At 50.3% G+C, this 14,237-nt stretch carries 9 protein-coding genes and 1 riboswitch; of the genes, 7 read left to right on the top strand and 2 right to left on the bottom strand.

What is annotated here, in order from left to right:
• The first annotated feature begins 113 nt into the window (after positions 1–113).
• The 7 genes from AC50X8_RS03055 to AC50X8_RS03025 all read left to right on the top strand — a co-directional run bounded on the left by AC50X8_RS03055 (position 114) and on the right by AC50X8_RS03025 (position 11,510).
• Complete coding sequence (locus tag AC50X8_RS03055) at positions 114–1,625, top strand: alpha-glucosidase/alpha-galactosidase (protein ID WP_494857801.1); 1,512 nt, start codon at positions 114–116, stop codon at positions 1,623–1,625.
• A gap of 122 nt (positions 1,626–1,747) precedes the next feature.
• Positions 1,748–2,803 (top strand): substrate-binding domain-containing protein, encoded by a 1,056-nt coding sequence (locus AC50X8_RS03050; RefSeq protein WP_081419170.1) that lies wholly within the window; start codon positions 1,748–1,750, stop codon positions 2,801–2,803.
• A gap of 290 nt (positions 2,804–3,093) precedes the next feature.
• Entirely contained in the window at positions 3,094–4,011 is a 918-nt protein-coding gene (locus AC50X8_RS03045; protein ID WP_056043430.1) for a carbohydrate ABC transporter permease, read from the top strand.
• Positions 4,008–4,841, top strand: coding sequence for a carbohydrate ABC transporter permease (locus tag AC50X8_RS03040; RefSeq protein WP_056043433.1), 834 nt, complete (start codon positions 4,008–4,010; stop codon positions 4,839–4,841). The genes AC50X8_RS03045 and AC50X8_RS03040 overlap by 4 nt, the downstream gene beginning before the upstream one ends.
• A gap of 64 nt (positions 4,842–4,905) precedes the next feature.
• Positions 4,906–6,237: an ABC transporter substrate-binding protein gene (locus AC50X8_RS03035; protein WP_056043437.1), complete on the top strand. Its 1,332-nt coding sequence runs from the start codon at positions 4,906–4,908 to the stop codon at positions 6,235–6,237.
• A gap of 158 nt (positions 6,238–6,395) precedes the next feature.
• Entirely contained in the window at positions 6,396–8,927 is a 2,532-nt protein-coding gene (locus tag AC50X8_RS03030) for a beta-mannosidase (RefSeq protein ID WP_494878524.1), read from the top strand.
• A 27-nt stretch (positions 8,928–8,954) separates the two neighbouring features.
• Entirely contained in the window at positions 8,955–11,510 is a 2,556-nt protein-coding gene (locus AC50X8_RS03025; RefSeq protein WP_494878522.1) for a beta-mannosidase, read from the top strand.
• 191 nt (positions 11,511–11,701) lie between these two features.
• Here the strand turns inward: AC50X8_RS03025 and AC50X8_RS03020 are convergent, their stop codons facing one another.
• Both AC50X8_RS03020 and AC50X8_RS03015 read right to left on the bottom strand, forming a co-directional pair.
• A complete protein-coding gene (locus AC50X8_RS03020; protein ID WP_056034324.1) occupies positions 11,702–12,121 on the bottom strand; it encodes a hypothetical protein in 420 nt (139 codons plus the stop codon).
• Positions 12,122–12,125: 4 nt separating this feature from the next.
• Positions 12,126–12,291: riboswitch (cyclic di-AMP (ydaO/yuaA leader) on the bottom strand.
• Between the two features lie 214 nt (positions 12,292–12,505).
• Positions 12,506–13,870, bottom strand: a complete 1,365-nt coding sequence (locus AC50X8_RS03015; RefSeq protein ID WP_056034327.1) for an arsenic transporter — start codon at positions 13,868–13,870, stop codon at positions 12,506–12,508.
• Positions 13,871–14,237 lie beyond the last annotated feature (367 nt).

Raw genomic sequence — 14,237 nt, 5'->3', positions numbered from 1 at the left:
TTATACAAGAAAGCAAAATAGAAGTTACAATTGTGCAAACGCCTCCACGTTGCTGGTGCTACAATTAGCGTATTGTTCACTACTATATTGCAAGCCATTGGAGGCGTTAATCAATGTCATTTAAAGTTGCGTTTATTGGAGCAGGAAGTATTGGTTTTACTAGGGGATTGCTGCGTGATTTGCTGACCGTTCCAGAGTTCAACAACATCAAAGTTGCGTTTCAGGATATTAATCCGCAAAATCTCGATATGGTTACCCAGCTTTGCCAACGGGATATTCATGAAAATGGCCTTGCGATTGAAATCGAGCCTACGACCGATCGCCGGGAAGCATTGAAGGATGCACGTTACATTTTTGTAACGATTCGTGTCGGTGGCCTGGAAGCTTTTCAGACCGATGTCGACATCCCGCTCAAATACGGCATTGACCAATGCGTGGGCGATACCATTTGTGCAGGCGGCATCATGTATGGACAGCGGGGCATTGCCGAAATGATGAATATTTGCAAAGATATTCGCGAGGTGGCGGAGCCGAACTGCTTGCTGATGAACTATGCTAACCCAATGGCGATGCTTACATGGGCATGCAATAAATATGGCGGCGTACGGACGATTGGCCTGTGCCATGGCGTTCAAGGCGGACATGCGCAAATTGCCGAAGTATTGGGCCTGCCGCGTGAAGAAGTAGACATTATTTGTGCAGGAATCAACCATCAGACGTGGTATGTGCAAATTAAACATAATGGCGAGGATATGACAGGCAAGCTGCTGGAGGCATTTGAACAGCATCCGGAATTCAGCAAAACAGAGAAGGTCCGTATCGATATGCTGCGCCGCTTCGGCTATTACAGCACAGAATCAAACGGCCATTTGAGCGAATATGTGCCTTGGTACCGCAAGCGTCCGGAGGAAATTCGCGACTGGATCGACCTTGGAACGTGGATTAACGGAGAAACGGGCGGCTACTTGCGCGTATGTACGGAAGGGCGCAACTGGTTTGAGACGGACTTCCCGAACTGGATGAAGGAAGAACCGAAAGCGTACACCAAGGAGCATCGCGGCCAGGAGCATGGCTCGTATATTATCGAGGGGCTGGAGACGGGACGGGTGTACCGAGGCCACTTCAACGTCGTCAACAATGGCGTTATTTCCAATTTGCCGGATGATGCCATTATCGAAGCGCCGGGCTACGCGGATCGCAACGGCATCAGCATGCCGCATGTTGGCGATTTGCCGCTCGGCTGCGCGGCTGTTTGCAATGTCAGCATTTCCGTTCAGCGTCTGGCCGTAGAAGCGGCCATTCAGGGCGATGACAAGCTGCTGCGCCAAGCGATGATGATGGACCCGCTGGTCGGAGCGGTGTGCAATCCAAATGAGATTTGGCAAATGGTCGATGAAATGCTTGTTGCCCAGGAGCCATGGCTTCCGCAATATGGAGAGGCGATTGCTGCCGCAAAAAAACGTCTGGAAAATGGCCTTGCCATTCCGGTACGCAGCTATGAAGGTGCCGCTCGTCTGAAAACAAAATCGGTCGAAGAAATGCAGAGCAACCGCGAGGAAGCGAGCCGCAATGCGGGCGAGTCGGATAAGGCGATCGATCGCCCAGCCGCCGCAGCCACTGAATAGTAAAATATTCCAATATTTTAGCTTGTGTACAGGGAGGAGTGGATTTGTTATGATAAACAATAAATTGTTTGGTTTACAAAATACGAGTTGACTACAGCTGTTTGGACTTGGAGTGATTGGCCGTGGGGAAGCAAAAAAAGATTACGATGCAGGAAATAGCGGATCGGGTAGGCGTATCCAAATATGCGGTATCCAAAGCTTTATCGGGAAAATCGGGCATTAGCGCCGTTACGCGCAGCAAAATATTTGAAATGGCCTCGCAGCTCGGCTACATGAATCAGAAAAGCGCCAAAAAAACGGTAAGCAGCAAGCAGACGGACGAGGAAGAGCATCAAATCGTCGGCATTCTCATTCCGAATATTCGCAGCCAAAATCAGGAATCGGGCTATTGGGGCAAAGTGCTTGACGGCATTTCCAAATGCTTGGAGGCGAAGGGGCTTGGCTCCGTCCTCATTTCCGATGATTCGCCGCGAAATTTCAACCTCGTCATGAAGCCTGAAGGCTTAATGGGCATTATTGGTGTTGGTTTGATCGCCACGCCGATGCTGGTTGAGCTGCGCAACAAGGCGATTCCGTTTATTTTAGTTGACCATGAGGATGAGCTGCTGGAATGCGACAGCATCTTTATGAACAACTATGATATTATTCGCAAGCTGGTCAAGTTTTTGCTCGGCAAAGGCCACACTCGGATTCAATTTATCGGGGAGCTTGGCTATTCCCGCAGCTTTATTGACCGCTGGAGCGGCTTCCGCTCGGTTATGGACGAGAGCCGGCTTGACTATGTGCCAAGCGAGGGCTTGCTTAAAGTAAAACCGACGTTGGATGCGCATAATCTGAATTTGCTGCAAGCCAGTCTCAAAGAGCTGGAGGCGAGCCATTTTCCAACTGCATTCGTATGTGCGAATGACCAAATTGCCCTGCTCGCAATGAACGCATTGCAGCAGCTTGGCAAGCAGGTTCCCGAGCAATGCTCCTTAACGGGCTTTGACAACAATCTTGAAATATTAGGCGAAACGCCAATCATTACGACGGTAAATGCAGAGAAAGAGGCGCTTGGCATTAAGGCCGTTGAACTTCTGCAATGGCGGCTGGAAAATGGGCATATGCCCTATGCGAAAATTTTGCTGCAAAGCGATTTAATTATACGGGAGAGTGTAGGCGATCCTGTAAATAAGTAGAAATGTATTTGTTAGGTTTTTAGTTATAGCTCAGCAAAGCGAAAATAGCTTCAGTAAGACGGTTGGCGGGGAACGATTCTCGCATAACCGTCTTTTTTGTGCAATAGACTGAGTTTTTCTATTTGTTATTGTTGTAAACGCTTTAAGTAAACTTTTATTATTTATTGTAAACATAACAATAACAAAAATTTAGGTTGACAATGTTTACGCTTTCATACTACTATTGGTTTACGATATACAGGGTTCAACAAAGTTCGACCATTTATCCCGCGCTGAAAAGAGGTCTTGCCATGCTTAATAAAAAACAAAGCCGCTGGAAAATTACGGGGCACGATATTGCTGGCTACGTATTTATCTCCCCTTGGCTGATCGGCTTTCTGCTGCTGACGCTGTGGCCGATTTTACAATCGTTCTACTTGTCTTTCACCGATTATTCGCTGCTGGATTCACCAACGTGGACCGGAACGGATAATTACGAGAGCATCTTTACGAAAGATCGGCTGTTTGTAAAATCGCTAACGGTCACCTTTACCTTCGTTTTGCTTGCCGTTCCGATTAAACTGTTTTTCTCGCTAATGGTTGCGCTTTTACTTAACAAGAAGGTAAGAGGCCTCAACTGGTACCGGACGGCGATTTATTTTCCATCGCTAATCGGCGGCAGCATCGCGGTATCTGCATTGTGGAGAAACATGTTCGGCCTAGATGGCTACGTCAATCATGTGCTTAGCTGGTTCGGCATTGAAGGAATTGGCTGGATATCTAATCCAGATACGGCACTAGGTACATTGATCTTGCTGAACGCTTGGCAATTTGGATCAACGATGGTTATTTTTCTAGCCGGCCTTAAGCAAATTCCGAAAGACCTTTATGAATCGGCTTCCGTCGATGGAGCGAGCAAGCTTCGCCAGTTTTTCAAAATTACGATTCCGATGCTCTCGCCTGTTATGTTCTTCAACCTCGTGCTGGGCATTATCAATGCCTTCCAAATGTTTACCTCGGCATTCGTCATAACACAGGGCGGCCCGGCGAACGGGACCTATATGTACGTGCTGTTCCTATACGAGAAGGCATTCAAGCAGTATGAGATGGGTTATGCATCAGCACTTGCCTGGATATTGCTCGTCATTATCGCGGCCTTTACGGCAATTAACTTCCTAGTATCGAAATATTGGGTATTTTACGAATCGGATGGGGGGAAATCCAAATGAGATCAGAAAAGCTAGCTGCATTTCGCAGCCATTTGATTTTGCTCCCGTTCTCGCTGCTTATGCTTTATCCGGTGATTTGGTGGGTCGGGGCATCTTTCAAAAGCACGGCTGAGCTTGGGGAGCCGTCGCTATGGCCAACCGTTTTCATGTGGGAAAACTATACGAATGGCTGGAATTTCTCGCCACAGTTCACCTTTGCCACTTTCTTCGCCAACACCTTAATGATGGAAGTGTGGAATGTCATAGGCGGCGTTGCTACAGCTGCGCTCGTTGGCTACGGTTTTGGACGTTTGAACTTCAAGCTTCGCAACTTCTGGTTTTCGATATTGCTGCTCACGATGATGCTGCCGGCTCAGGTAACCGTCGTGCCGCAATATATATTGTTCAACAAGCTAGGGTTCACTGACAGTTACGTTCCGCTTGTCCTCCCGCATTTCTTCGGCGGCGGCGCCTTCTTCGTCTTCCTGGTCGTCCAGTTCGTGCGGGGCATTCCGCGTGAGCTTGATGAAGCGGCGCAAATTGATGGCGCATCGGTATACGGCATTTTCTTTCGCATCATCGCTCCGCTTATTAAGCCGGCGCTCGTCACCGTAGGGATTTTCACCTTCCTGTGGAGCTGGGATGACTTCTTCTCGCAGCTGCTTTACCTCAGCTCAGTCGAGAAATTTACGGTTGGCCTCGCGCTGCGGATGTTCATTGACCAATTCGAGGTCCAGTGGGGGCAATTGCTTGCGATGTCTCTATTGTCTGTCGTCCCGTCAGCGATTTTGTTCTTCGTCGCCCAAAAGCATTTCGTAGAGGGTATCGCGACTACGGGCATCAAAGGGTAAAGCGTCAAAAGGGTTTTAACTAGCGGCTTCACTATATTTATATAAAAGAGGGAGTGTTCTACGTATGAAAACACAAAGAAAATGGTTGAAATGGCTTCCCGTTACTCTGATTTCGGTTCCCCTCGTTCTTTCCGGCTGTGGCTCTAACAGCGGCGGCAGCTCAGCTACAGCAAGCACTGCGCCAGCGGCTTCGTCTGCTGGAAATGCGGATGCTGCGGCAAAGCTGAAGGTGATGTGGTGGGGCTCGCAGGCAAGGCATGATGCCACGCTTAAGGATTTGGAGCTGTATACGTCCAAGAACCCGAACGTGACGTTTGCGCCTGAGTATACAGCTTGGGACGGTTATTGGGAAAAGCTGCCGACGCTCGCGGCATCGAACACGCTGCCAGACGTGCTGCAAATGGATGCGGCTTACATTCAAGGCTATGCGAAACGCGGCCTGCTAGCTGATCTGTCCGATATCGATTTGACAGGTGTCGTTGATCCGCAGGTATTGGAAAATATTAAAATTGGCGGCAAGGTGTACGGCATTCCTCTCAGCTATAACGGACAAGGCATCGTCTACAATAAAGAGGCGCTGGAAGCGGCGGGTGTCAAGCTTCCGACGAACAATTGGTCATGGGACGACTTCTTCGCCTATGCGAAAGAAGCGCATGAGAAGCTGCCGAAGGGCCAATACGGCATTGACGACATGACGAACATTTGGGAATTTTATCAATATTACCAAACCTCCCAAGGCAAAGGGCCGATCTTCAAAGATGGTACAACGTTTAATCTCGATAAAGATACTTGGATGAAGTTCCAGCAAATTTATGCGGACTTCCGCAAAGATGGCATCGTGCCTGCGGCGGACCAGCAGCTTTCCTTTAAGGAAAATGATCCGCAGCTCGATTCGATGGCTTCAGGCAAAGTTATGCTGAGAACCGCATCTGTCGGCTCGGCAAGTGTCATTGAATCATTGCTCCCTGGCAAGCTTGGGGTGAACAGCATTCCGATCGGCGAAGCTGGTGGCGGCTGGGCGCAATCGACGATTTTCTTGTCTGTGAGCGAAGGCTCGGCTAGCAAGGAGCAGGCGAAAGCGTTCATTAAGTGGTTCGTGGCCGACAAAGAATCCGGCAAGACACTCGGCTTGACACGCGGTATTCCAATCAACGAAGAGGTGTTCAAAGAGCTCGAGCCGACGCTTGCGTCCGGAGACTTGTTTGCTAAAGAGCTGCTTGAAGCGGCAAAACCGAAAGCATTGCCTTTCTATCCAGCTCCTGCAGGTGCGGAGGACTTCGTAAAAACCTACAAATCCGAAATGGAAGCGGTTATGTTTGGCCAAGCAACATTGGAAGAGGCTTATCAAACGCTGCTCGATAAAGGGAAAGATGCAGAAGCGAAGCTGAACAAGTAAGTATAGCTTCACGAAAATATTAAAAAGTGCGGCGAAAAAGTCATAGCGCGGAGAAGGCCCGGCTGAAAAATCGCAAGCGATTGGAGGCGGGTCTTCTTCGCGCTTAACGTATTCTTTTTCAACACACATATAGAGATAAATTGGAGGAGGAGAGCCATATGAAAATAACGGAGTGGCGATTGCAGCATTTTGAAGTAGGGGAGAAGCCTCCTCTTCAGGTGGCGGCACCTGGACTTGACGACCGTTTTTGGATGACGGCGAAGGTTCCCGGAGATGTGCATTCCACACTGATTGATCGGCGGATTATTGAGCATCCCTATTTTGGGCATAACGACATCAAATGCCGCTGGATCGAGCAGAAGGAGTGGTGGTATCGTGCGCAGTTCGACTATGAGGTCCATGAGGGCCAAGGGGAGCGGCATGAGCTGATTTTTGAAGGCTTGGATACCTTTGCAACGATATTCGTCAATGGACTGGAAATAGGGACAGCGGAAAATATGCACCGCATTTATGCTTTTGATGTGACGAAGGTTGTGCGCCCGGGCAAAAACGCCATTGCCGTCCGTTTTGACCCGCTGCATCTGCATCATCAGGATAAGGAGCAGTTCCAGTGGTCCTCCTATACGAAGGAACGTCCATGGCTGCGCAAAGCGGCGATGAACTTCGGCTGGGACTGGGGGCCAAGAATGGTCACTGTCGGTATTTGGGGCAGCGTTCGTCTGGAGCGCAGGCGCGCAGCTAAGCTGGGCAGCGTATTCGTTCAAACGTTATCGGCTGGCAAGGAAGAAGCGGTTCTGAAGGTAGCAGTCGATACGGTTGCCTATCACAAGCAGGCGCAGCTGACTGCTGAAATCAGGCTGTTTACGAGAGAGGGAGAGATTGCGGCATCCGCAGCGCTTTCCGTAAAAGGAGGAAGCGAGACAGCGGCAGAGCTGGCAGTAAAGCAGCCGCAGCTGTGGTGGTCGCATGATCTTGGCGAGCCGTATTTGTATGAGCTTGAGGTGCAGCTGCTTGCGGACGGTGAGCAGGTTGACAGCTATCGCAAGCCCTGCGGCATTCGGACGATTGAGCTGCAGCTGGAGGATGAAGCTGGAAAGCCCGCTTTTGCCTTCCTGCTGAACGGCATCAAGCTGTTCGCCAAAGGCTCCAACTGGATTCCGGCAGACAGCTTTATTGGAGCGGTGAAGGATAAGCGCTACACCGATCTAATCGAGCTGGCTGTCAATTCCAATATGAATATGCTGCGCATTTGGGCTGGTGGCATCTATGAGAAGGATATTTTTTACGAGGAATGCGACCGTCTTGGTGTGCTCGTCTGGCAGGATTTTGCCTTTGCGAACGCGCTTTTTCCAGATTTCAACCGTAATTTCATGGAAAATGTGAAGCAGGAAGCAATCGATAATGTGAAGCGTTTGCGCAATCATCCGTCGCTTGCTTTATGGTGCGGCAACAACGAAATTGACTGGCTGTATGACATGAAGTCGGCTGGCGGGGATATTACTTGTCCCTTCTATGGCGAGAGCATCTACCATGAGCTGCTGCCGGAAGTGCTGGAGCAGTATGACAGCAGCAGGCCGTATTGGCCGTCGTCGCCTTATGGCGGCAATGATGCGAACGACCCTGACGTCGGCGACCGCCACAATTGGCAAGTTTGGCATGGTTCGGTGTACCCGCGCAAATTCGGCGAGGCGCCGCTGCTTGATTACAGCATTGAAGGCGTCACGTTCAAAAATTATAAAAAAGATTTCACCCTGTTCAGCAGCGAGTTTGGCATGCACGCATCTGCTAACCGCTATACGCTGGAGCGCTATATCCCGGAAGGCGAATTTTATTGGGGCAGCGTAGAGATGGCTCATCGCAACAAGGATACGAACCATCAGAAGGGCATTTTGCTCATGGAAGGCTATACGGGCATTCCGCAAAATATTGAAGAATATATGAACTTCTCCATGCTCACGCAGGCGGAAGGCTTAAAATATGGCATTGAGCATTACAGGCGCAATAAGCACCGCACGAGCGGATCGCTTGTCTGGCAGCATAATGACAGCTGGCCGGGTACGAGCTGGTCGCTGATTGACTATGAGCTGCTGCCGAAGGCTTCTTTTTATTATGCGAAAAAGTTCTATCATCCGCTCCTTCTGTCGCTCGATTATGAGCCAGGACAGCCGCTTCGCGTATGGGCGGTCAATGACCGGCTGGAAGCGTATGAGGGCAAGGTGCTGTTCCAGTGTTATGCGCTTGATGGCAGCTTGAGGTATGAGCAGAGCTTTGACGTCAGCCTGCCGCCGAACAAGGCGGTTCAAATTGGCGAGCTGACGGAGCTTGAAGTGCTAAACGGTGCTGCGCCAGAGCGAGTTATCGTGAAGCTGTCTGCCCCGCAGTGGGACGCGCCGGACAATTATTATTATTTGCGCGACCATCTGGAGCTGAGCTTGCCGCAGAGCACCCTTGCTGCAACGTTTAATAAGCAGGAGCAGACGGTTACAGTAGCCGCTTCGGGCGGAGCAGCGCGACTTGTGAAACTCGATGTGAAGCAGGGCAACGTTCGCTTCAGCGATAATTATTTTGACCTGCTGCCGGGTGAAGCGGTCACGGTCGCCATGCAGCAGGCAGACGGACAGCCGCTGCAATACGAGACTCTGGAAGTGTCAGCTCTCAACGCTGACAAGGCTGAATTACATTTTATCTAAACTTATATAACGATAGTGGAGGACGCTATGAACGAAGCGATCAGAGTTTTATCCGATTGGAGCTTTAGAGCTTGTGGCGAGAAGGAGTGGCAGCCCGCGATTGTGCCGGGAAACGTGCACATGGATCTTCTGCGGCAAGAGAAAATAGCCCCCCCTTTTTACGGTACGAACGAGCACGGCCTGCAGTGGATCGATAAGCAGGATTGGGAGTACGAGACCACGTTCGGCGTAACGCCGGAAATGCTGGCACAATCGCATCTGGAGTTGGTATTTACTGGACTTGATACGTATGCTGATGTGTACGTCAACGGCAAGCATATGCTGTCGGCGGATAATATGTTCCGCAGCTGGAAAATGAATGTGAAGCCGGTTTTGCAGCCGGAAGGCAATGTGATTACAGTCAAGTTTCGTTCGCCTGTTAACGAGGATTTGCCGAAGCTTGAGAAGCTGGGCTATCCGCTTCCGGCGGCGAATGACCAATCAGAGCTTGGTGGACTTGGCGACAAGAAAATCAGTGTTTTTGCCCGCAAAGCTCCGTATCATTATGGCTGGGACTGGGGCCCGCGATTTGTGACGAGCGGCATATGGAAGGAAGTGAGGCTCGTTGCCTGGTCAGAGGTGCGACTGACAGATCTGTATATCGAGCAGCAGGAAATCACCGCAGCCCATGCGAGCCTAAGGATTGCAGCAGAAGTGGAATGCGAGCAAGCTTGGCAAGGGGTGCTGCGGGTAAATGCCGACGGCAGGGTCTGGGAGCAGCAGGTTCAGCTGGCGGCGGGCTTGCAGACGGTGGAGCTGGCGGCGTCTATTGCGCAGCCGCGGCTTTGGTGGTGCAGAGGCCTCGGCAAGCCGGAGCTGTATCATTTTGAAGCGTTGCTTGTGCAAACAAAGGATGGGGTCGAGCAGCCCGTAAGCAGCCGCAGTGTAACGACGGGTTTGCGGGCAGTGAGGCTGGTAACCGATCAGGACGAGCAGGGCCATGCCTTTTATATCGAGCTGAATGGGGTTCCGGTGTTCGCGAAAGGAGCCAATCATATTCCGAATGACAGCTTCCTGCCTGACGTGACCTATGAGCGTTACCGTCATGAAATTGCGAGTGCTGCGTTATCCAATATGAATATGCTCCGGGTGTGGGGCGGCGGCATTTATGAGGCGGATGCCTTCTATGAGCTGTGCGATGAGTACGGATTGCTCGTTTGGCAGGACTTCATGTTCGCTTGCAGCATGTATCCCGGAGATGAGGCTTTTCTGGAAAATGTGCGTCTGGAGGCGGAGGAAAACGTTCGGCGTCTGCGCAATCACCCATGTATCGCCATATGGTGCGGCAACAATGAAATCGATACGGCCTGGTCGCATTATGATGAAAATATGGGCTGGGGCTGGAAGCGCGACTATACGCCTGAGCAGCGCGAGCAGCTGTGGGCTGATTATGAGGCGATTTTCCACCGGATATTGCCGCAGGCGGTCGCGGGGCTTGGCAATGGTATTGCGTATTGGCCTTCTTCACCGATGCGGGGGCTGACGGGAGACGGTGAGCAGCATGCTTTCAACTTGTCGAAGAGCGGCGATATTCACTATTGGGGCGTCTGGCATAACGTAGAGCCTTTTGAAAAATACAACGTCCACGTCGGCCGATTCATGAGCGAATACGGCTTCCAATCGTTTCCTGAGCTGCAAACGGTGCAGCAGTATGCGGAAGAAGCGGACATGGCCATTGAATCGGAGGTAATGCTGGCGCATCAGAAAAACGCGCGCGGCAACCAGTTGATCAAGGAATATATGGATATGTATTTGCGCCAGCCGAAGGATTTCCCGGCATTTCTTTATTTGAGCCAGGTTTTGCAGGCGGAAGCGATGAAGACAGCGATTGAAGCCCATCGGCGGAAAAAGCCATTTTGCATGGGGTCCCTGTATTGGCAAATGAACGATTGCTGGCCTGTCGCCTCATGGGCGGGAATGGACTATTACGGGCGCTGGAAGGCGCTGCAATATTATGCGGCACGCAGCTTCCGCGACATCATGCTGTCGTTTGACTGCGCGAGCAGCGGCCGCGTCGATTGTTATGTATTGTCAGATCAAAATGAACCTTTCATCGGCGAGCTTGCGCTTGAGCTGCGTTCATTCACGGGCGAGGTGCTGAAGCAGTTTGCCGTTCCGGTATCGCTTCAGCCAAACAACGGCCATATCGCCTGCTCCTTAGAGCTGGAAGCGCTGCTTTCCGAAGGCATTCAGCCAGGTGAAGTCGTTCTTGTGGCGAAGCTAAAGCAGGGTGGACTGCTCGTGGAGGAAAAGGAGCATTATTTCAGGCCGATGAATGAGCTTGAGCTTGCGGCTCCGGCCATAAAGATCAGCGAGGTTCAAGGCAGCGGCGGCACCGCTTATGTGCTGGAGACGGATACGCTGGCCAAGCAGGTTCGACTTTCTGCGTCGATCGAAGGTATTTTCAGCGACAACTATTTCGATCTGCTGCCGAACGAACCGCGTACGATTACGTTTTACGCGCGAAATCCGCAAGGAGATCAGGCTTTCAGCGCTGCGTCGCCGGGCGAGCTGAATGTCCATTCGATGACCGATTTTATTTAAAATATAGGAAAGTATATGATTTTCCCATCCTTTCTCTATATTTCTCGGACTGAAACGCGCCGCGCCGCCAGAGGACGGCGAAAGCCGTTTCACCTTGAAAGGACAAGCGGCCGATAGAAAAAAAGGAACCTTTCCTGCCAGCTGAAACATGGCGGGGAAGGTTCCTTTGCGTTATGGTGATCTAAAATAAGCTAAAAAATAGAAAGGTAGAATAAGGAGCGGCTAAGTAAAATAGGTTCCTCAGAAGCGCCGTCGTCCGGTTCAATTTCTGCGGTCCAGCTTTTGAGATGATGAATCGCATGATCGAATAGGTTGTACACACTGTGATGATCGGCTTGCTCGCTCCGAAGCGACCGTCCTGTAATAGACAAGGTGCCGATAAAGCTGCTCAGCGCGCTGCACCACAGGCCCCAATCATTAGGGCGCTCCATCTCGTCGACAAAAGTCTCGCCAAAGCCAATGCCTTTGTCCGTCGTTACCCGCAAGCAGGCACGGTTTCCGGCGTCGTCTACATTGAGTGCTGGAATGACAAACAGCTCAATGCGTTTGACCGTAAGCTTCATTGCGTGCTTCGCCTTAGGCGGAGCGTCCGGCGCATGAAGGACAATCATATTCATCTCTCCTCACGTTCGCTTACGGAGTTAGCTGTCGGATTCGGGCCAGTGAGCTGCCCTACCAGTGCGAGATGCACCGGATTCACCCCTTGCGATTCAAGCTTTCGCTTCAACCACGTTGTTGGTTCCCCCGCTTTTTCAATTGAAAAATTAAGCGATTTAATATTAGAGTGCTAGAATTCGGCTAGGGATATATATTAAACCGTTATTCCTCAATTGTAAACCTTTTAGTAGTAAATAAAATAAATAGTACTGCTGCCTTATAGGCAAACGGGCGCTGCCGTCATTTGGTGGCAGCGCCCGTTTGCCATAGAAATAGCTGCGGATTTATCAGAAAACACCTATTTGTAGACTGACCGCTCATGTATACGTTGTTGTGAGCTAGTGCATTGGGAAAATCCAGCCAACCCATAGAGCAAGAAGAGTGAGGGTAAACAGCAGCACAGGCGGAATGATGACAAGCGTTACTTTGACATAATCCATCCAACTGATTTTTACTTTGGATTTCTGCACAAGATTCATCCAAATGAGTGAGGCTAGCGTGCCTATCGGTAAAATGAGTGAGCCAATATCGCTCCCAATGACGCTGGCGAGGTAGGCGATTTTGAGGGTAAGCGGGTCGAGGTTCATTTCAGTAAGCGTGATCGTGCCGATCATGAGTGCGGGATGATTGTTGACGAGTGTAGACATGGCGGAGACGAGCCCTCCGATTAAAATGCTTGCATTCATCAGGCTGCCAGTAACGAGCGGCTCGAACACCTGAACGAGTCCTTGCGTCAGGCCAATGTTGTGCAGGCCATAAATAATGATATACATGGCGAAGGCGAATATGAGTATATGCCAGGGGATTTTACGCAAAATGTCGTTCGGTGGCATTTTCAGGTAAATCCAGCGCCAACAAAGGAGCAGCAAGGAGCCGAAAACAGCGACCCACTCAACGGGGATGTGCAAATAGGATGCAGCAAATAAGCTGAGCCGAACGGAGAAGACGAAAAGCAGAATCGATTTCATAAAGCGGCTGCTGTATTTGGGCTGTGCAGGCTTGCTTCCGGCAGGAGTGAGTAAAGGATGGTAGCCAGAGTGAATAGGGACGATTGAAATCGTATGGGGTACTTCCCGGGGAAGCTGATGGTAAAAGTAGAGGAACAGCAGCAAGGTGAGCAGCAGCAGACCTAGTGTAGCGGGGATAAACATCATGACGGTATGCATGTACAAATCCATGCCGACGATTTTCAGCGCAATCAGATTTACAATATTGCTGACTCCGATGGGAGCGCTGGAGGCGGTAGCGATTAATGCTCCTGAGAGTAGGTATGGAATTTTTTGGTGGTTTTTCAGTCCCATGTGATGCAGCATAATGAGCAAAATCGGGGTTGTGATAAGAATGCTGCCGTCATTGTTGAAAAATAGCGTCATCAGAAAACACATCAGGTTTACATACCAGAACAACCTGAGTCCTGAGCCTCGTGCTCGAATAGCAAGCCCTTCGGCTGCCCAGATGAAAAAGCCGAAGCTTTCTAGCACGATAGCCATGACGATCGTTGCCATAATAGTGATGGCAGCTCCGCTTACAGTGGCGCTAATATGCGCTAGGTCCGACAACGAGACGACTCCGCTCAATAGGACGAGAATGGCGCCAAACGTAGCAGGAATGGCTTCATTCAGCCCTCTGGGTCGCCACAAAATGAGCAAAATAGTGAAAAGGAAAGCAAACAGGGACACGATAATGGAAGGTAGCGAGATCAAATGTTAATCACCTCGAATTCTTGATTAAATTCATAGTGAAGCAGCAAAGGGTTATTCATTTGCGGCAGCGGCAGTATGCTGAGCGGTTTCTATGCTAATGCTGTCATAGCGATTATCTGTTGCCGTAGAGGATAGGGTTAGAATAGTAGGCTGTTTAATCGGTGGAGGAGGCTTAAGAATGAAATAGAGGGACAGGCCTGATGAGCAAATAATGAAGACAGTAAGCAATCGGGTTTCCTCCTTTCTAGTGATAACGCATATGAGGACAATTATCATGGGGAGATACGAATAATATATTTATATGTGGCCTACTGATAGAGGGTACTAGACGTTAATAGTAGATTGCTATAATTCCGCGAAGCGTCCC

This window comes from Paenibacillus sp. JT22N15, from assembly GCF_059383755.1.
The sequence above is the reverse complement of the archived record's forward strand: the minus strand, read 5'-3'. Positions and strand labels throughout refer to the sequence as shown.